This window comes from Pedobacter terrestris, from assembly GCF_052343045.1.
Lineage (GTDB): Bacteria > Bacteroidota > Bacteroidia > Sphingobacteriales > Sphingobacteriaceae > Pedobacter.
Window position 1 is genome coordinate 4006989 of record NZ_CP180264.1, and the last position, 18040, is coordinate 4025028.

The window sequence follows — 18040 nt, forward strand, 5'->3', positions numbered from 1 at the left end:
TCATTGTGCTATTTGTAAAGATAGATGATTTGAATTAAATTAGAAAGATTTTAAATAAGGAATATGAAAACTTCTGCGGGCAGTTGGGTTGCTTTTATTGGATTAAGCATTTTAGTTTCTGTAGAAGCTACAGCACAGTCTTTTATGCAAATCAACAAATATCAGGTAAACTATGCTTTAGCCAATGATGGGAATCGGCAATTTATCGCTCTTCGAAGCTTTTCTGATAGCGGAATAAAGTTTCTCTTACTTCTTGATCCCATTTCTTTACAAACGAAAGTAGATATAGACAAACGTTATCAGAAACACACATTGGCTTGGGCAAATGTATTGGCAATTTTTAAAAACACGACTTATGTAAAAGCACTTGAAGCTGCGGCAGCAAAAGACCAGCAATTGCAAAATGCGGGCATAGACCACGCAATTCCTAATGAAAATGGAATAACACTTACGATAGATTTATGCCCATCACACAGGCCTTTAGATCGCGTTATATTCCATGATGTTTTTGAAGCTTTTAAGACCATAGAGAAAACATCGCCACTGGCAATTTCCCTTTCAGGAAAGTGGATGCTTAAACATCAAGCCGACTTAGATTGGTTAAAACAACTGGCTCTGGAAAAAGAACTGGACATTACCTGGATAAACCATTCCTACAATCATGAAGTGAATACCCTTCCGCTTGCAGAGAATTTTCTGTTGGCAAGTGGTACAAATCTGGACATTGAGGTGTTAAAGAATGAAAAGTCGATGCTTAAAAATGGACTAACGCCTTCTATATTTTTCCGTTTCCCTGGTTTGGTATCCGATCAATCAATTGTTGGAAAGATAGAATCTTATGGATTGATACCAGTTGGGAGTGATGCTTGGCTGGCTAAAGGGCAACAACCTGTTGGCGGAAGTATTGTTTTAATACATGGAAACGGAAATGAAGAACTCGGAGTTCAGGATTTTATCCGGTTACTAAAAAATAAATCAGCTGAAGTGAAGAATAAACAATGGCTGTTGTTTGATTTAAGACAAGGTTTAGAAAAAGAATTTCAATAAACCCAGCCTTAAATTATTATTGTTTTGCAGGCAGTAATGTAATGGTTTTAGCTTTGAACCTACCCTTTACAATTTCGCCGGTAACTTCTGCCTTTCGGATGGCATTGCAAAAACCAACCTGCCCGTGTGCATCACCAAAATCGTCAATACCTTTTCCGTCTACAAAATAACTTTCGCCATCAATACGAACGGCTAAGTCGCAGTCTTTGCCTTTCATCTTAAATTGACATTCGCCGCATGCTATTTCCACAACCTTATTTTCAATAGATTTTTTAAGCTGCTTATCCTGTGTTTGAGCAAACATTATGGTACTAAAAAAGCACAGCACTGAGGTGAATAAAAAAGTCTTCATATCGTTTTGTGTATGATAAAATAAAGTCAGTCTTTTGAGAAACAAATTGTAAAATGCATAAAAAAAGCCTCGTCGAAACAAGGCTTTTCAAAAACTTTAAAGTAGAATAAATTATTCTCCTTTTGGCTCTTCTGTAGCAGGAGCTTCTTCAGTAGTTGCTTCAACAGCTGGAGTTGCTTCTTCAGCAGCATCAGCTTTCGCGTCAGCAGCTTTAGGTGCAGCAGCTTTGCTTCTACCACGACGAGTTGTTTTCTTCTCTTCTTTAGCTTCTACGTTTTTACCGTAAATTTCATTATAATCTACCAATTCAATTAAAGCCATTTCAGCGTTATCACCAAAACGGTTGTTTAATTTAATGATACGAGTATAACCACCCGGACGATTTGCAACTTTCTCAGCGATTTCGCGGAATAAAATAGTTACAACTTCCTTATCTTGTAGATAAGCGAACACTGTACGACGTGAGTGAGTTGTATCATTTTTTGATTTCGTAATGATTGGCTCAACATAGCTACGTAAAGCTTTAGCTTTAGCTAAAGTTGTAGTAATTCTTTTCGCTTTGATCAGTGATGTAGCCATGTTAGCTAACATTGCTTTTCTGTGGCTGTCGGTTCTGCCTAAGTGATTAACTTTTTTACCGTGTCTCATTTTGTTTTGATTAAGTGTATACCGTCTCTGTCTCAGAGGGAATTATACACTGTTAAATAATAATTTATTCAATGCTTTGCGCTAAACGCTTAGCGCCATGCGTGTTACTCTTCGTCTAATTTGAATTTAGACAGGTTCATTCCGAAAGACAAACCTTTAGATTTTACCAGTTCCTGAATCTCAGTTAGAGATTTTTTACCGAAGTTTCTGAATTTTAACATGTCAGCTACATCGTAAGAAACAAGATCAGCTAATGTACGGATATCAGCTGCTTTAAGGCAGTTTAATGCACGTACAGAAAGATCCATATCTACCAATTCCGTTTTAAGGATTTTACGCATGTGCAAAATTTCCTCGTCCACTTCTTTAGTTTCTTCTTTAGCTTGAGATTCCAATACTAAGTTCTCATCAGAGAACAACATAAAGTGTTGGATTAAGATTTTAGCTGCTTCTTTCAAAGCCTCTTCCGGATGGATAGAACCATCTGTAGAAATATCTAAAACCAGTTTCTCATAATCTGTTTTTTGTTCAACACGAAAGTTTTCGATCGTGTATTTAACATTTTTCATTGGCGTGTAGATCGAATCGATAGCGATAACACCTACAACAGCATCAGCAACTTTATTTTCTTCAGCCGGCACATAACCACGTCCTTTATTGATGGTTAATTCCACTTCCAAAGTAACAGATTTATCCATATTGCAAATTACATGCTCAGGGTTCAATACTGTAAAGTTGTTAGAGAATTTAGTGATATCACCTGCTTTAAATTGGTCTTGACCATTTACGATGATGAACACTTTCTCAGAGTCTCCAGATTCACCAGTTTTTTTGAAACGTACCTGTTTCAAATTCAAAATGATATCAGTTAAATCTTCTACAACACCTTTGATGGTAGAAAATTCATGAGAAACACCAGAAAAACGAATAGTAGTAATAGCATAACCTTCTAATGAAGAAAGTAAAATCCTTCTCAAGGCATTACCAATTGTTACACCGAAACCGGGCTCTAAAGGACGAAATTCAAATGTGCCATCGAAATCCGTAGATTTCTGCATGATCACTTTGTCAGGTTTCTGAAATGCTAAAATTGCCATTTATATTTTTTTAAATTCGTTGATTGAATATTTGTAAACGTAAAAAAGTTAATTGCCATTTTCAGGCAATTAACAATCTTATTTAGATTACTTAGAGTATAACTCGACGATCAGGTTCTCCTTGATGTTCTCAGGAATCTCGTCACGCTGAGGATACGTTAAAAACTTACCACTCAATTCGCCAGCGTTCCAATCCAACCAAGTATATTTGTTGATTGCTCTTCCAGCTACTGAATTTGTAATTGCTTCTAATGATTTAGATTTCTCGCGAACTGCAATTACATCGCCTGCTTTTAACTGATATGATGGGATATTTACAACTTCACCATTCACGGTTACGTGTTTATGGCTAACTAACTGGCGTGCACCAGAACGGGTTGTTGAAATACCTAAACGGTAAACTGTATTGTCTAAACGTGCTTCCAATAACTGCAATAAGTTATCACCGGTAATACCTGCACGTGAAGATGCTTTTTTAAACAAGTTACTGAATTGTTTTTCCAATACACCATAAGTATATTTTACTTTTTGCTTCTCCATTAACTGGATTGCATATTCAGATTGTTTTCCTCTTCTTTTTGAAGCACCATGTTGCCCAGGAGGATAATTTTTTCTTTCTAACGCCTTATCAGGACCGAAAATTGGTTCTCTGAATTTACGGGCGATTTTACTTTTGGGGCCTGTATATCTTGCCATTGTGTTTGTTTTAAAGTATCATTCGATCTGTAACCGAAGATTCTTAGCTTTAAAAATTGTGATTAAACTCTTCTCTTTTTAGGAGGACGACATCCGTTGTGAGGAAGTGGAGTAATATCTTTAATAGATGTTACTTCAATACCTGCTACCTGTAAAGTTCTGATTGCAGACTCGCGGCCTGAACCTGGACCTTTAACGAACACATCTACTTTACGCAAACCTAAATCAAATGCTACTTTACCGCAATCTGAAGCTGCTTGACCAGCTGCATACGGCGTGTTCTTTTTAGAACCTTTAAAGCCCATTTTACCAGCTGAAGACCATGAAATGGTTTGACCGCTGTTATTAGTTAAGGTAACGATGATGTTGTTGAAAGTAGCATTGATATGCGCCTGACCAACAGGCTCAATTACAACGATACGTTTTTTTGTTACTTTTTTACTCTTAGCCATTTTCTTTTATTAGATGCTAGATATGAGAATTGAGATATGAGAGTTGCTCCATCCCGGTACTTTATATCTAATTATTATCTTTAATCCAGATTGAGTAGAGCTAAAGATATGATCTCATATCTAAAATCTCAAACCTCATATCTATCAATTACTATTTAGTAGCTTTTTTCTTGTTAGCAACTGTTTTTCTCTTACCCTTACGAGTACGTGAGTTGTTTTTTGTGCGCTGACCACGAGAAGGTAAACCTTTTCTGTGACGCAAACCACGGTAACAACCAATATCCATTAAACGTTTGATATTTAACTGAACCTCAGAGCGTAAAGCACCTTCTACTTTAATCTCATCGTTAATCATTGTACGGATTGCCGATAACTCATCATCAGACCAATCTTGTACTTTTTTGTTTAAATCGATTCCTGCCGTAGTTAAGATACGTTGTGCAGTAGTTCTACCAATTCCGTAGATATACGTTAAACCGATTTCACCTCTTTTGTTTCTTGGTAAATCAATACCTGAAATCCTTGCCATATTTATGTATGTTTTTGCGTAATTCCGAACGGCGGGCCACCGTTGTGCGGTTGATTACTCTATTTTCTAATTACCCCTGACGTTGCTTATACTTAGGATTCTTTTTGTTAATTACGTAAAGTTTTCCTTTACGGCGAATTACCTTGCAATCAGCGCTACGTTTTTTGATTGATGATCTAACTTTCATTTTATTTATATCTATAAGTGATGCGTCCCTTTGTTAAATCATAAGGAGACATCTCTAATTTTACTTTGTCGCCAGGAAGAATTTTGATGTAGTGCATCCGCATCTTTCCTGAAATGTGAGCAATAATTTCATGTCCATTTTCGAGTTCAACTCTGAACATCGCATTAGACAATGCTTCTCTTATTACTCCGTCTTGTTCAATTGAGGCTTGTTTAGCCATATTTTATTGATTGTTACTTAATTAGCTGCTTATAAACAGGGACGCAAAATTAAATAAAAAAAATTAATTATTTAGTTTTTTTTATTTAAAACTTCTTCTATTAAAGAAAAGGTCGATAAAACGTCTGCTTTGCCCTTTTTTACGGCTACTGTGTGTTCAAAATGTGCAGAGGGTTTATGGTCTTTACTGGTAACTGTCCATCCGTCTTTATGAAAATTGATCCCGGCAACGCCGGCATTGATCATCGGTTCTATCGCAATCACCATTCCTTCTTCAAGTTTTGGTCCGCTTCCCCTTTTTCCATAATTTGGAACTTCTGGTTTTTCGTGAAGTTTAATACCCACTCCGTGTCCTACTAATTCTCTTACTACACCGAATCCATTGGCTTCTGCATATTGTTGAACGGCAAAGCCGATATCACCTATACGCATGCCAGCAACGGCTTTTTCTACGCCTAAATCCAGGCATCGTTTGGTTACCTCAACCAATTTTTGTTTTTCGGCATCCACTTCTCCGATTGAAAAAGTATAGGCTGAATCCCCAAAAAAATTGTTTTTGATAACGCCACAATCTACAGAGATTAAGTCGCCTTCCTGTATCACGTAGCTGCTCGGAAAACCGTGTACAACTTGTTCGTTAGGCGAAATACATAATGAGTTGGGAAAGCCATTGTAATTCAGAAAAGCAGGTATTGCGCCATGGTCACTAATAAACTCGTAAGCCAATTTATCGAGTGCAAATGTCGTAATACCTGGTTTAATAACTTTAGCTACTTCTGCTAATGTTTGTGAAACTAGCAAAGAACTTTCTCTAATCAATTCAATCTCTTCCAGAGATTTATAGTAGATTTTTGACATTCTTAAGAACTACAATGCTGCGTTGCTACTTGCAGCAGGAACTCCTGTTCTGCCAGTAACCCGACCGGTTTTCATCAAACCATCGTAATGACGCATCAATAAATAGCTTTCTACTTGTTGCAAAGTATCCAATACTACACCTACCAAAATCAATAGAGAAGTACCACCGAAGAAATGGGCAAATTCCTGTTTAATCCCGAACTTTACAGCAAGAGACGGTAAAACAGCAATAATGGCCAAAAATACGGCACCTGGAAATGTGATCTTCGAAATTACATCATCAATAAAAGTAGACGTTGCAAAACCTGGTTTTACACCAGGGATGAAGCCCCCATTTTTTTTCATGTCATCACTCATTTGAGTAGGGTTGACAGTAATTGCAGTGTAGAAAAACGTAAATGCAATAATTAAGAAAGCAAACGTTAAGCTATAAGCCAATGATGTAGTGTTGCTGAACTGAATCAACCAAGATCCTTGCAATGAAGGTACTAAAGACATCAACGCACCTGGTATAAACATCAATGCTTGTGCAAAAATAATGGGCATAACACCAGCAGCATTCACCTTTAAAGGAATGTATTGGCGCACACCACCAAACTGGCGGTTACCTACTATTTTCTTAGCATATTGTACAGGAACCTTACGTACACCTTGAACAATTAAAATGGTAAACATAATAACTGCAAAAAGGGCAACAATTTCCAATACCAGGGCAACTGGGCCTCCGCCTTCACTAGAAGCACCTACACGTGCACTAAATTCTTGGCTAATGGCTACAGGTAAACGTGCAATAATACCCACCATAATAATAAGTGATGTACCATTACCAATACCTTTGTCTGTAATTTTTTCGCCCAACCACATTACAAATAATGTACCAGCAGTCAATACGAATGTAGATAACACCAAGAATAATGTATTCGGCAATAAAATTGCTTCGGCCGGAACCTGAGTTTTAACATAACCAACCGATTGAACGATGGTAATCGCTACCGTTAGGTAACGTGTAATCTGGTTCATTTTTTTTCTACCACTTTCGCCTTCTTTCTGCATTTTTTGGAAAGAAGGAACAGCAATACCCAATAATTGCACCACAATAGATGCAGAGATATAAGGCATTACGCCCAATGCTAAAATAGAAATACGAGAGAAAGAACCGCCGGCGAACATATCTAGTAAGCCCAACAATCCTGATTTCTCATTATTTCCCATAGCGGTTGGATCTACACCTGGCAAAACCACGTGAGATACAAAACGGTATACCAAAAGAATTAAGAGCGTAAACAAGATACGCTCTTTTAATTCTTGAATTTTCCAGATATTACTTAAAGTAGTAAATAGCTTCTTCATTTAATAATTACAATTTTACAATAGAACCACCTGCGGCTTCGATAGCTTTTTGTGCGGTTGCAGAGAACGCATGTGCTGTAATTTCTAATTTTGCAGTTACTTCACCACGACCTAAAACTTTTACTAAGTCGTTTTTAGAAGCTAAACCGTGCTCTTGTAAAGCAGCGAAATCAATTTTTGTTAAGTTGAATCTTTCGGCCAATCCTTGCAATACATCTAAGTTTACACCAACATATTCAGTACGGTTAATTGGTTTGAAACCAACTTTAGGTACACGACGTTGTAAAGGCATTTGACCACCTTCGAAACCCACTTTAGAAGAATAACCAGAACGTGAACCAGCACCTTTGTGACCACGTGTAGACGTTCCGCCACGGCCAGAACCTGTACCACGACCAATTCTTTTTCTGTTTTTGATTGAACCTTCTGCAGGTTTTAAATTACTTAAATTCATTTTTTTTGAATTTGTGTTGCCCTTCGCTTTCACTAAACAGGTACAACGATTAAACATATATAAAGGTAGTACACCTTTAACGTGCACTACCTTCAATAATTATTAGATACTTTCGATTGCTACCAAATGATTCACTTTGCGAACCATACCGATAATTTGCGGAGTAGCTTCAACCTCTACACTTTGGTTAATTTTAGATAAACCCAAAGCCTGAACGGTTCTTTTTTGACGCTCGCTTCTGTCGATAACGCTTTTTACTTGTGTTATTTTGATCTTAGCCATAATATTATCCGTTAAATACTTTGTTTAAATCTACACCACGAGTTTGAGCTACTGTATATGCATCGCGCATTTTAGTTAACGCATCTACAGTTGCTTTTACCACGTTGTGCGGGTTGGATGATCCTTTAGATTTTGCCAATACGTTATGAATACCAGCACTCTCTAATACTGCACGCATTGCACCACCAGCAATTACTCCGGTACCTACTGCAGCTGGTTTGATTAAAACAAAACCACCAGAGAATTTACCAATTTGCTCATGAGGAACAGTACCATTCAAAACAGGAACTTTAACCAAGTTCTTTTTTGCATCGTCTACACCTTTTGCAATTGCTTCAGTTACCTCTTTCGCTTTACCTAAACCGAAACCAACAACACCATTCTCATCACCTACTACTACAATTGCAGAGAAGCTGAAAGTACGACCACCTTTGGTTACTTTGGCAACACGTTGTATACTAACCAAACGATCCTTTAATTCGATATCGGTGGTTTTAACTCTTTTTATATTGATAGTTGACATCTTACTTTTTCTTCAGATTAAAATACTAAACCAGCTTCGCGGGCACCCTCTGCCAACGATTTTACACGACCGTGGTATAAATAGCCATTTCTATCGAAAACAACTTCTTTAACACCAGCAGCAATTGCTTTTTCAGCAACTAATTTGCCTACTGCAACTGATTGGTCGCTTTTGCTTCCAGTACCTGCAAAATCTTTAGATAATGATGATGCTGAAACTATTGTTTTACCTGTAACATCGTTAATTACCTGAGCATAAATCCCTTTATTGCTTCTAAATACAGATAACCTTGGACGCTCTTCCGAACCGGTAAGTCTTTTTCTGATCCCTTTTTTAATACGATCTCTTCTTGATAATTTTTTACCTGCCATGATTACTATTTTTTAGATGCTGATTTACCTGCTTTTCTTCTTAACACTTCACCCACAAACTTGATACCTTTACCTTTATACGGCTCTGGTGCACGTAACGAACGGATTTTCGCTGCTACTTGTCCAATCAATTGTTTGTCGATACTCTCCAAAATAATTTTAGGCGTTTGTCCTTTTTCTGATGAAGTTGTTACTTTAATTTCTTCCGGCAATTGGAATACATAGTGGTGAGAATAACCCAAAACTAAATCTAGTGTGTTGCCTTGGTTTGATGCACGGTAACCAACACCTACTAATTCTTGAGTTAATTTATAACCTTCTGTAACACCAACAACCATGTTGTTAAGCAATGAACGGTATAAACCATGTAATGCTTTGTGTTTCTTTTGATCTGAAGGGCGAGTTACAGTTAATACGCCTTCTTCTTGACTTACAGTGATATCTTTATCAACTGCTTGATTTAATTCACCTTTAGGGCCTTTTACCGTTACAACATTATCGTTAGATACTGTGATGGTAACTCCTGCAGGGATTGTAATTGGGGCTTTTCCTATTCTTGACATTGTGTTGCTCTCCTAATGATTAATAAACGTGACACAATACCTCACCACCAATGTTCAATTTGGCTGCTTCTTTATCAGTCATTACACCTTTAGAAGTAGATAAGATTGCGATACCTAAACCGTTTAATACTCTTGGCATATTTTCTACACCTGCATATTGTCTCAAACCTGGTTTACTTACTCGCACTAATGTACGAATAGCAGGAATTTTGCTTATCGGATTGTATTTCAAAGCAATTTTGATTATGCCTTGAGCAGTAGTCTCCTCAAATTTATAATTCGCGATGTAACCTTTATCAAAAAGTACTTTTGTAATTTCCTTTTTAAGGTTTGATGCAGGAATTTCTACAACTCTGTGGTTGGCCTTAATGGCATTCCTTACTCTTGTTAAATAATCTGCTATTGGATCTGTATTCATTATTTATTGTTTTTGATAGTGGTTTCCTTCCGCTACCCAGCGGTGGGACCTGCTATCGGTTAAAATTCTTTTTTGTAGCGAAAAGCAAAAAGACTAAAGCCTAAAGCGGGTTTATTCGCTTTAGACTTTAAGCTTTCAGCTCTAGGCTATATTACCAAGATGCTTTTTTAACACCTGGTATTTTACCGTCTAACGCCATTTCGCGGAATGTTACCCTTGAAATACCAAAGGTACGCATATAACCACGAGGACGGCCAGTTAATTTACAACGGTTGTGCAAACGTACCGGAGAAGAGTTTTTAGGTAATTTATCTAAACCTTCAAAATCTCCTGCTGCTTTTAATGCAGCACGTTTTTCTGCGTATCTAGCAACCAATTTTTGGCGCTTAACTTCGCGTGCTTTTACACCTTCTTTTGCCATTATTGCTCTGTTTTTTGATTTTTAAATGGTAATCCGAATTGCTTCAATAATTCTAGGGCTTCAACATCAGATTTTGCCGAAGTTACGAAAGTAATATCCATACCTAAAATTTTATTGATTTTATCGATATTAATCTCTGGGAAAATGATTTGCTCAGTAACACCTAAAGTGTAGTTACCTTTTCCATCAAATCCTTTGTCGTTAATACCTTTGAAATCGCGGATACGAGGCAAAGCTACAGAAATCAAACGATCCAAGAACTCATACATATTGTTATCACGCAAAGTAACACGTACACCTACAGGCATACCCTTACGCAATTTAAAGTTAGAGATATCTTTCTTAGATTGCGCCTGAACAGCTAACTGACCAGTAATCGTTGTCAATTCTACAATTGTAGAATCTACAATTTTCTTATCTGTAACAGAAAAACGACCTACACCCTGATTGATACAGATTTTTTCCAATTTAGGAACCTGCATTACAGTTTTGTACTGGAATTTCTCTTTCAATGCATTTACAACTTCTTCTTTGTATTTGCTTTTTAATCTAGGTGTAGCCATTATTTAATTTCCTCCCCTGAAACTTTAGCAACTCTAACCAATTTACCTTCTGCATTTGCTTTACGGCCAACGCGGGTAGCTTTACCAGATTTTGGATCAACCAACATCAAGTTAGAAATATGAAGAGCGGCTTCTTTTTTAATAATACCACCGTTAGGATTAGCTGCGTTTGGTTTAGTATGTTTAGATACTAAATTCACACCTTCTACTACGGCTCTGTTTTTATCTTTAAGTACTTCAAGTACTTTTCCTTGTTGACCTTTTGAATCGCCAGCAATGATTTTTACTAAATCACCTTTTTGGATCTTCAGTTTAACTGGTGTATTTACTTTGTTTCCCATTTTATAATACCTCCGGTGCTAATGATACAATTTTCATGAATTGTTTTTCACGTAGTTCTCTCGCAACCGGGCCAAAGATACGTGTACCGCGTGGCTCATCCTGTGCGTTCAATAATACAGCTGCATTATCGTCAAAACGGATGTAAGAACCATCTTTACGTCTGATCTCTTTCTTTGTTCTAACCACAACTGCTTTAGAAACCGTACCTTTTTTAACATTACCTGATGGTAAAGCGCTTTTTACGGTAACAACTACTTTATCTCCAATAGAAGCATAACGTTTACCAGTTCCGCCTAGTACACGAATTACTAATACTTCTTTCGCGCCGCTGTTATCAGCAACGTTTAATCTTGATTCCTGTTGTACCATCTTATTTAGCCCTTTCTAAAATTTGTACCAATCTCCAGTTCTTATTTTTACTCAAAGGACGAGTTTCCATAATCAATACGGTATCTCCAACACCGCATTCGTTTTTCTCGTCGTGAGCCATAAATTTGGTAGTTTTCTTCACGAACTTACCATAAATCGGGTGTTTTACTTTACGCTCAACCGATACCACAACAGATTTATCCATCTTGTTGCTTACCACTAACCCGGTTCTTGTTTTTCTTAAATTTCTTTCCATTTGGACTCTAAAATTATTTAGTTTCAGTAGCTGACTCAGCATTAACAACTTTAGTCAGTTCAGTATTTAAACGGGCTATATCTTTCCTTACTTTTGAAATTCGTGAAGGATTTTCGATAGCTGAAATGGTATGAGCGAACTTCAATTTCGATAAGTTCTCTTTTTCCTCCGCAATCTTAGCTACTAATTCTTCTTTTGAAAGCCCTGTGATTTCTGAATTTTTCATTTCTATTTTTCTTTTACAATTGAGTGTAGCGGTTATAAAAACAAGTATTTACAACATTCATCTCAATAATTCCTATGCTTCTACGTAATCTCTACGTACTACAAATTTTGTTTGGATTGGTAATTTTTGTGCAGCTAAACGCATAGCTTCTTTCGCAACTTCTAAAGGAACTCCTTCAGCTTCGAAAATTACACGGCCTGGTCTAACTACTGCTACCCAGTACTCAGGAGCACCTTTACCTTTACCCATACGTACCTCAGCAGGCTTTTTTGTTACCGGTTTATCCGGGAAAATCCTGATCCATACTTGACCTTCACGTTTCATAAAACGTGTTACGGCGATACGGGCAGCCTCTATCTGGCGACTTGTAATCCAAGTGGCTTCTAAAGATTTGATACCGAAAGATCCGAATGCCAATTCAGCTCCACGTGAAGCTAAACCTTTCATTCTGCCTTTTTGCATCTTCCTGAACTTCGTTCTTTTTGGCTGTAACATTTTATTTTGTTCTAATCGTTAAACGATGTTAATAAATCAATTATTTACGAGGACCTCTGTTAGCGCCTGCGCCACCACCTCTGTTTGCACCACCTTGACCCGGACCGCGACCACCTTGGTTTCCACCACGTCTGTCTCCACCGCCACGGTTATCTCTTCCACCGCGGTTATCTCTACCACCGAATGCTGGTTTTTCTGATTGGCCCTTTGGACCGTTATTTGTTGAACCGATGTTCGGAGACAAATCACGTTTTCCATAAACCTCGCCTTTACAGATCCAAACTTTGATACCTATTTTACCATAAGTAGTCAACGCTTCTGCTAAAGCATAATCAATATCAGCACGCAATGTATGCAAAGGAACTCTTCCTTCTTTGTACTGCTCAGTACGCGCCATCTCAGCACCACCTAAACGACCAGAAGTCATGATTTTAATTCCTTCAGCACCCATACGCATAGTAGATGCGATAGAAGATTTCATTGCTCTACGGAATGAGATCCTTGCTTCTAATTGTTTTGCAACACCTTCTGCAACTAATTGTGCATCAAGCTCTGGGCGTTTAATCTCGAAAATGTTAATTTGAATTTCCTTTTTAGTCAATTTCTTTAACTCTTCTTTGATTTTATCAACCTCAGCACCTGCTTTACCGATTACGATACCCGGACGAGCTGTGTGAATTGTTACAGTGATACGTTTTAACGTACGCTCGATAACAACTTTTGCAACACCGCCTTTTGCAATACGGGCAGAAAGGTATTTTCTGATTTTTTCATCCTCAACTAATTTATCGGAGTAGTTGTTGCCACCGAACCAGTTAGAATCCCATCCTTTGATGATACCTAACCTGTTACCTATTGGATTTGCTTTTTGTCCCATTTCCTGATATTAGTTTTGAGTTTCTGTATTTTTACTGTCTACAACCAAAGTTACGTGGTTAGAACGTTTGCGAATTCTGTATCCACGACCTTGAGGTGCCGGACGTAAGCGTTTCAACTGACGGCCACCATCTACCATAATTGTTTTAACAAATAATTCGCTACCATCAGAAGTCTTACCATTTTTAGCTTCCCAGTTGTTGATTGCTGATACCAGCAATTTTTCAACTCTGATTGCGGCTTCTTTATTGGTAAACTTTAAAATGCTTAATGCTTTCTCTACACGTTCACCTCTGATAAGATCTACAACCAAACGCATCTTACGCGGTGAGGTTGGACAATTGTTTAATTTTGCTATTGCTTCCATTGTCTAATTATTTTTTCTTTTCAGCGTGTCCTCTGAATGTACGGGTTGGAGCAAATTCTCCCAATTTGTGACCAACCATGTTTTCTGTTACATACACAGGGATAAATTTATTACCATTGTGTACTGCAAATGTATGACCAACGAAATCTGGTGAGATCATCGATCTGCGAGACCAAGTTTTGATTACAGTTCTTTTGCCTGAATCATTCATAGAGTTCACTTTTTTCTCTACGTTATGGTCAATATAAGGTCCTTTTTTTATCGAACGAGCCATTATTTCTTCCTTCTCTCTATGATGTGACGATTAGAATATTTTTTAAGTTCTCTGGTTTTGTAGCCTTTAGACAACAAACCTTTTCTTGAACGTGGGTGACCACCTGATGATCTACCTTCACCACCACCCATTGGGTGATCTACTGGGTTCATCGCTACCGGTCTTGTTCTCGGACGACGGCCCAACCAACGTTTACGACCTGCTTTACCTAGAACTTCATTTGCGTGATCTGAGTTAGATACCGCACCGATAGTTGCTAAACAAGTTACCAGGATTAAACGGGTTTCGCCTGAAGGCATTTTCAAAGTCGCATATTTACCATCACGTGCAGCTAACTGTGCATAAGCACCAGCACTACGCGCCAATTGTGCGCCTTTTCCAGGGTGGATTTCCACATTGTGGATAATAGAACCTAGAGGAATGTTCGATAATTTTAAAGTATTACCTACTTCTGGAGCTGCAGTATCGCCAGAAACAATAGTCTGACCAACTTGCAATCCTTCAGGAGCAATAATATAACGCTTCTCGCCATCTGCATAATGTAATAAGGCAATGCGTGCAGTACGGTTTGGATCGTATTCTACAGTTGCAACTGTAGCAGGAATATCAAATTTATCGCGTTTGAAATCGATAAGACGATATGATTTTTTATGACCACCACCCATGTAGCGCATAGTCATTTTACCTGTGTTGTTACGTCCACCAGACTTTTTTGATGATACAACCAATGATTTTTCGGGCTTGGTTGCTGTAATCTCCGTAAAGCTAGCACCAACTCTAAAGCGGGTACCCGGAGTAACTGGTTTAAATTTTCTTAAGCCCATAGTTATAATTAATTATTCTTAAATTAAAGATTTGCGTAATAATCTATTGTTTCTCCGTCTTTCAACGTTACAACTGCTTTTTTGTATTTCGGGCTACGGCCAGAAACAAAACCTGCTTTTGTGTAACGAGATTTAGCTTTACCATCAACAACCATAGTATTGATTGCTACGATTGTAACACCATACATTTTCTCAATTGCAGATTTGATTTGCAATTTGTTGGCTTTAGGGTTTACGCTAAAAGTGAAACGGTTAGATTTCTCAGTTAAAGCTGAAGCTTTTTCGGTTAATATTGGTTTTTTTAAAATTTCCATATTACTTGGCAAATGCCTCCTCCAAAGTTTTAACAGAATCTGCAGTTAACACAAGTACACCAGCGTTTAATACATCATAAGTATTCAAATCTGCTGCTGAAATTACTTTAGTTTTCTGAACGTTTCTGCTTGATAAATAGATATTATTATTTTGTGCAGGTAAAACCAATAAAGTTTTTTGAGTACCTACGTTTAACGCAGCCAATAAACTTGTGTAGTTTTTAGTTTTAATTGTATCAAAAGTAAAGTCTTCTAAAACAACAACGCTGTTGTCTTTTGCTTTGTAAGCTAAAGCCGATTTACGTGCTAAAGATTTTAATTTTTTGTTCAATTTGAAACTGTAATCACGTGGTTGAGGACCGAAAACACGACCACCACCGTTAAATAACGGAGATTTAATGCTACCAGCACGAGCACCACCTGTACCTTTTTGCTTGTATAGTTTGCGTGTAGAACCTGCAATCTCGTTACGTTGTTTAGACTTATGAGTACCTTGACGTTGGTTAGCCAAATACTGTTTTACATCTAAATAAATCGCGTGGTCGTTAGGCTCGATACCAAATACCGATTCAGGAAGTTGCACCTTGGCACCTGTTTCTTTACCTGAAATGTTTAATACTTTAACTTCCATCTGATTACTTATCTAAGATTACGTAAGAACCCTTAGCTCCTGGAATGGAACCACTAACTACTAATAAGTTTTGATCAGCGTAAACTTTCAAAACCTGTAAGTTTTGAATTTTAACTCTGTCTCCACCAGTTCTTCCTGCCATGCGCATTCCTTTGAATACACGTGATGGGAAAGATGATGCTCCCAATGAACCTGGGGCACGTAAACGGTTATGCTGACCGTGAGTCTGCATACCTACACCACCAAATCCGTGGCGTTTCACAACACCTTGAAAACCTTTACCTTTTGAGGTTCCAACAACATCAACAAAATCGCCTTCCGCGAATGCATCAACAGTTACTACATCACCTAAATTAAGTGAAGTTGTAAATGAATCAAATTCTACCAGTTTGCGTTTTGGAGTTGTGTTCGCTTTAGCGAAATGGCCTTTTAACGGTTGAGTTGTGTTTTTCTCTTTTGCTTCATCATAACCCAACTGGATTGATGAATACCCGTCTTTTTCTTCGGTTTTTACCTGTGTTACTACACAAGGCCCAGCTTCGATTACAGTACAAGGAATGTTTCTTCCTTCTGCATCGAAAATACTGGTCATTCCTACTTTTTTTCCAATAATTCCTGACATTTTATCTTTTAATTTAACACCCATCGAAGCAGTAGGGCTTCGTTCAAGGTGATTGTACATCCCCCGAAAGGGACGGCAAAGATAGAGAAGAATTATTAATTTTCAAATAGTTAGCTAAATATTTTTTCAAATAATTTGCTGATAGTTGGGGAGTTAGCTAAAAAGATGGCTAATGTGCCAAACCACCATTTAAACTAATGGCAATTATAAGCAATATAAGTAAGCCAATGAGCACATAAAGATAATCGCGCTCTATCAAAAAACTGAACAGCGCAAATACGATACGCGCTATTGGTGTAAAGATGAGCATTAAGATACCAAACTGAACCACAGCATCTCCACGCAGCGTTAATACGCCTTTAAAAATAGCTGCAATACTAGAAAAATTGGAAATTTCTGGTTTGAAAACACTGTAATCTACAATCAAGCCTTTATTATGAATCAGATAAATAACGCCACCAATCAATACAATCCCCATTGATAACATTACACCGGCACGTAAGAGTGTGCCCAGAATGAGCTGAATATCTTTATCGTTTAATTTTTGCTTTTTCGTCCTCTCCATTACATCATCCCGCTTATACCTTTATAAATCATTTGAACCGCAAGCACCACAACAACAATTGCAAAAACAACCTTTAGTTTATCTGTTTTGGTATGAATAAGCACTTTTGAGCCTAAACTTGCGCCAGTTAATACACCAACACAAACCGGCATCGCAATTCCTGGATCAATTTGGCCGCGGTGCAGATATACAATTGCACTTGCAGCTGCTGTAACGCCCATCATAAAATTACTGGTTGTTGTAGATACTTTAAAAGGCAATTTCATAATGTTATCCATAGCAATCACCTTTAATGCGCCGCTGCCTATACCCAACAAACCCGAAAGTGTACCTGCAAAAAGCATCATAAAAAAACCGCCCGTTACATTTCTAACTGCATAAGGATGATCTATTCCTTTATCAGGGAAAGAACCATTTAATTTAAAAAACCCTGCAAGTTTGCTGGAGCCTTCCGTTAAAGAATGATCTGTTTTTTTGCGAAGTGTCATCGCGGCAGAAAAAATTAAAATGCAACCAAAAATAATTGCAATATAATCTGGATTTAGGTAAACCGCTACAATAGCTCCGGTTATTGCTCCGGCAGTAGTTGCAATTTCCAGAAACATACCTAGTCTGATATTGGTGATACCTTCTTTTACATAAGCCGCAGCAGAACCAGATGATGTGGCAATAACCGACACAATAGACGCACCAATAGCGTAATGAATATCTACGCCAAGACCCAAAGTTAATAATGGAATAATAATTACACCGCCGCCCAAACCCGTTAATGAGCCCAGCAAACCCGCTAAAAGCGAGCCCAATAAAAGAATAAAGGTGAACAGCAATACCGACATAGCGGCAAATATA

33 protein-coding genes are annotated in these 18040 nt (G+C 37.7%); 1 reads left to right on the plus strand and 32 read right to left on the minus strand.

Annotated elements, in window-relative coordinates; all coding sequences use genetic code 11:
- The first annotated feature begins 63 nt into the window (after positions 1-63).
- Complete coding sequence (locus tag ACJVDH_RS16970; RefSeq protein WP_443944598.1) at positions 64-1047, plus strand: polysaccharide deacetylase family protein; 984 nt, start codon at positions 64-66, stop codon at positions 1045-1047.
- A 16-nt stretch (positions 1048-1063) separates the two neighbouring features.
- Here the strand turns inward: ACJVDH_RS16970 and ACJVDH_RS16975 are convergent, their stop codons facing one another.
- From ACJVDH_RS16975 to ACJVDH_RS17130, 32 genes are all read right to left on the minus strand, one after another.
- Positions 1064-1399, minus strand: coding sequence for a DUF6370 family protein (locus ACJVDH_RS16975; RefSeq protein ID WP_443944599.1), 336 nt, complete (start codon positions 1397-1399; stop codon positions 1064-1066).
- Positions 1400-1510: 111 nt separating this feature from the next.
- Positions 1511-2047, minus strand: a complete 537-nt coding sequence (gene rplQ / locus ACJVDH_RS16980) for a 50S ribosomal protein L17 (RefSeq protein ID WP_443944600.1) — start codon at positions 2045-2047, stop codon at positions 1511-1513.
- A gap of 104 nt (positions 2048-2151) precedes the next feature.
- Complete coding sequence (locus tag ACJVDH_RS16985) at positions 2152-3144, minus strand: DNA-directed RNA polymerase subunit alpha (protein WP_443944601.1); 993 nt, start codon at positions 3142-3144, stop codon at positions 2152-2154.
- A gap of 87 nt (positions 3145-3231) precedes the next feature.
- Entirely contained in the window at positions 3232-3840 is a 609-nt protein-coding gene (rpsD, locus tag ACJVDH_RS16990) for a 30S ribosomal protein S4 (RefSeq protein WP_443944602.1), read from the minus strand.
- A 62-nt stretch (positions 3841-3902) separates the two neighbouring features.
- Positions 3903-4292, minus strand: a complete 390-nt coding sequence (rpsK, locus tag ACJVDH_RS16995) for a 30S ribosomal protein S11 (protein WP_443944603.1) — start codon at positions 4290-4292, stop codon at positions 3903-3905.
- Positions 4293-4443: 151 nt separating this feature from the next.
- Complete coding sequence (gene rpsM / locus ACJVDH_RS17000; RefSeq protein WP_010599886.1) at positions 4444-4821, minus strand: 30S ribosomal protein S13; 378 nt, start codon at positions 4819-4821, stop codon at positions 4444-4446.
- Between the two features lie 70 nt (positions 4822-4891).
- A complete protein-coding gene (gene rpmJ / locus ACJVDH_RS17005; protein ID WP_107214554.1) occupies positions 4892-5008 on the minus strand; it encodes a 50S ribosomal protein L36 in 117 nt (38 codons plus the stop codon).
- 1 nt (position 5009) lies between these two features.
- Positions 5010-5228 (minus strand): translation initiation factor IF-1, encoded by a 219-nt coding sequence (gene infA / locus ACJVDH_RS17010; protein WP_010599888.1) that lies wholly within the window; start codon positions 5226-5228, stop codon positions 5010-5012.
- A gap of 71 nt (positions 5229-5299) precedes the next feature.
- Entirely contained in the window at positions 5300-6085 is a 786-nt protein-coding gene (map, locus tag ACJVDH_RS17015; RefSeq protein WP_443944604.1) for a type I methionyl aminopeptidase, read from the minus strand.
- A 9-nt stretch (positions 6086-6094) separates the two neighbouring features.
- Positions 6095-7435 (minus strand): preprotein translocase subunit SecY, encoded by a 1341-nt coding sequence (secY, locus tag ACJVDH_RS17020; RefSeq protein WP_443944605.1) that lies wholly within the window; start codon positions 7433-7435, stop codon positions 6095-6097.
- Positions 7436-7442: 7 nt separating this feature from the next.
- The gene (rplO, locus tag ACJVDH_RS17025; RefSeq protein WP_443944606.1) at positions 7443-7889 is read right to left on the minus strand and encodes a 50S ribosomal protein L15; all 447 of its coding nucleotides are present in this window, start codon (positions 7887-7889) and stop codon (positions 7443-7445) included.
- A 102-nt stretch (positions 7890-7991) separates the two neighbouring features.
- Entirely contained in the window at positions 7992-8171 is a 180-nt protein-coding gene (gene rpmD / locus ACJVDH_RS17030; RefSeq protein WP_443944607.1) for a 50S ribosomal protein L30, read from the minus strand.
- Between the two features lie 4 nt (positions 8172-8175).
- Positions 8176-8694 carry a 30S ribosomal protein S5 gene (gene rpsE, locus ACJVDH_RS17035; protein ID WP_443944608.1) on the minus strand — a complete coding sequence of 173 codons (519 nt, stop codon included), beginning with the start codon at positions 8692-8694 and terminating at the stop codon, positions 8176-8178.
- 17 nt (positions 8695-8711) lie between these two features.
- Positions 8712-9065: a 50S ribosomal protein L18 gene (gene rplR / locus ACJVDH_RS17040; protein ID WP_316831291.1), complete on the minus strand. Its 354-nt coding sequence runs from the start codon at positions 9063-9065 to the stop codon at positions 8712-8714.
- A 5-nt stretch (positions 9066-9070) separates the two neighbouring features.
- Positions 9071-9628, minus strand: coding sequence for a 50S ribosomal protein L6 (gene rplF / locus ACJVDH_RS17045; protein WP_443944609.1), 558 nt, complete (start codon positions 9626-9628; stop codon positions 9071-9073).
- Positions 9629-9647: 19 nt separating this feature from the next.
- Positions 9648-10046: a 30S ribosomal protein S8 gene (gene rpsH, locus ACJVDH_RS17050; protein ID WP_443944610.1), complete on the minus strand. Its 399-nt coding sequence runs from the start codon at positions 10044-10046 to the stop codon at positions 9648-9650.
- Between the two features lie 151 nt (positions 10047-10197).
- The gene (gene rpsN, locus ACJVDH_RS17055) at positions 10198-10467 is read right to left on the minus strand and encodes a 30S ribosomal protein S14 (RefSeq protein ID WP_039475193.1); all 270 of its coding nucleotides are present in this window, start codon (positions 10465-10467) and stop codon (positions 10198-10200) included.
- The gene (rplE, locus tag ACJVDH_RS17060) at positions 10467-11033 is read right to left on the minus strand and encodes a 50S ribosomal protein L5 (RefSeq protein WP_443947632.1); all 567 of its coding nucleotides are present in this window, start codon (positions 11031-11033) and stop codon (positions 10467-10469) included. The genes rpsN and rplE overlap by 1 nt, the downstream gene beginning before the upstream one ends.
- A complete protein-coding gene (gene rplX, locus ACJVDH_RS17065) occupies positions 11030-11371 on the minus strand; it encodes a 50S ribosomal protein L24 (protein WP_443944611.1) in 342 nt (113 codons plus the stop codon). Before rplX ends, rplE begins: the two co-directional genes overlap by 4 nt.
- 1 nt (position 11372) lies before the next feature.
- Positions 11373-11741 carry a 50S ribosomal protein L14 gene (gene rplN / locus ACJVDH_RS17070; protein ID WP_090886529.1) on the minus strand — a complete coding sequence of 123 codons (369 nt, stop codon included), beginning with the start codon at positions 11739-11741 and terminating at the stop codon, positions 11373-11375.
- 1 nt (position 11742) lies between these two features.
- Positions 11743-11997 carry a 30S ribosomal protein S17 gene (gene rpsQ / locus ACJVDH_RS17075; RefSeq protein ID WP_443944612.1) on the minus strand — a complete coding sequence of 85 codons (255 nt, stop codon included), beginning with the start codon at positions 11995-11997 and terminating at the stop codon, positions 11743-11745.
- 13 nt (positions 11998-12010) lie between these two features.
- Positions 12011-12223, minus strand: a complete 213-nt coding sequence (gene rpmC / locus ACJVDH_RS17080; protein WP_443944613.1) for a 50S ribosomal protein L29 — start codon at positions 12221-12223, stop codon at positions 12011-12013.
- A gap of 72 nt (positions 12224-12295) precedes the next feature.
- Positions 12296-12718, minus strand: coding sequence for a 50S ribosomal protein L16 (gene rplP, locus ACJVDH_RS17085; RefSeq protein ID WP_443944614.1), 423 nt, complete (start codon positions 12716-12718; stop codon positions 12296-12298).
- A gap of 40 nt (positions 12719-12758) precedes the next feature.
- The gene (rpsC, locus tag ACJVDH_RS17090; RefSeq protein ID WP_443944615.1) at positions 12759-13595 is read right to left on the minus strand and encodes a 30S ribosomal protein S3; all 837 of its coding nucleotides are present in this window, start codon (positions 13593-13595) and stop codon (positions 12759-12761) included.
- A 9-nt stretch (positions 13596-13604) separates the two neighbouring features.
- Complete coding sequence (rplV, locus tag ACJVDH_RS17095; RefSeq protein ID WP_443944616.1) at positions 13605-13961, minus strand: 50S ribosomal protein L22; 357 nt, start codon at positions 13959-13961, stop codon at positions 13605-13607.
- Positions 13962-13968: 7 nt separating this feature from the next.
- The gene (rpsS, locus tag ACJVDH_RS17100) at positions 13969-14235 is read right to left on the minus strand and encodes a 30S ribosomal protein S19 (RefSeq protein WP_316799884.1); all 267 of its coding nucleotides are present in this window, start codon (positions 14233-14235) and stop codon (positions 13969-13971) included.
- Complete coding sequence (rplB, locus tag ACJVDH_RS17105; protein ID WP_443944617.1) at positions 14235-15059, minus strand: 50S ribosomal protein L2; 825 nt, start codon at positions 15057-15059, stop codon at positions 14235-14237. The genes rpsS and rplB overlap by 1 nt, the downstream gene beginning before the upstream one ends.
- Before the next feature lie 23 nt (positions 15060-15082).
- Positions 15083-15373: a 50S ribosomal protein L23 gene (gene rplW / locus ACJVDH_RS17110; RefSeq protein WP_443944618.1), complete on the minus strand. Its 291-nt coding sequence runs from the start codon at positions 15371-15373 to the stop codon at positions 15083-15085.
- Between the two features lies 1 nt (position 15374).
- Complete coding sequence (gene rplD, locus ACJVDH_RS17115; protein WP_443944619.1) at positions 15375-16004, minus strand: 50S ribosomal protein L4; 630 nt, start codon at positions 16002-16004, stop codon at positions 15375-15377.
- Between the two features lie 4 nt (positions 16005-16008).
- Positions 16009-16626 carry a 50S ribosomal protein L3 gene (gene rplC / locus ACJVDH_RS17120; RefSeq protein ID WP_443944620.1) on the minus strand — a complete coding sequence of 206 codons (618 nt, stop codon included), beginning with the start codon at positions 16624-16626 and terminating at the stop codon, positions 16009-16011.
- A gap of 169 nt (positions 16627-16795) precedes the next feature.
- Positions 16796-17191 (minus strand): DUF1634 domain-containing protein, encoded by a 396-nt coding sequence (locus ACJVDH_RS17125; RefSeq protein ID WP_443944621.1) that lies wholly within the window; start codon positions 17189-17191, stop codon positions 16796-16798.
- Positions 17191-18027, minus strand: a complete 837-nt coding sequence (locus ACJVDH_RS17130) for a sulfite exporter TauE/SafE family protein (RefSeq protein ID WP_443944622.1) — start codon at positions 18025-18027, stop codon at positions 17191-17193. Before ACJVDH_RS17130 ends, ACJVDH_RS17125 begins: the two co-directional genes overlap by 1 nt.
- Positions 18028-18040 lie beyond the last annotated feature (13 nt).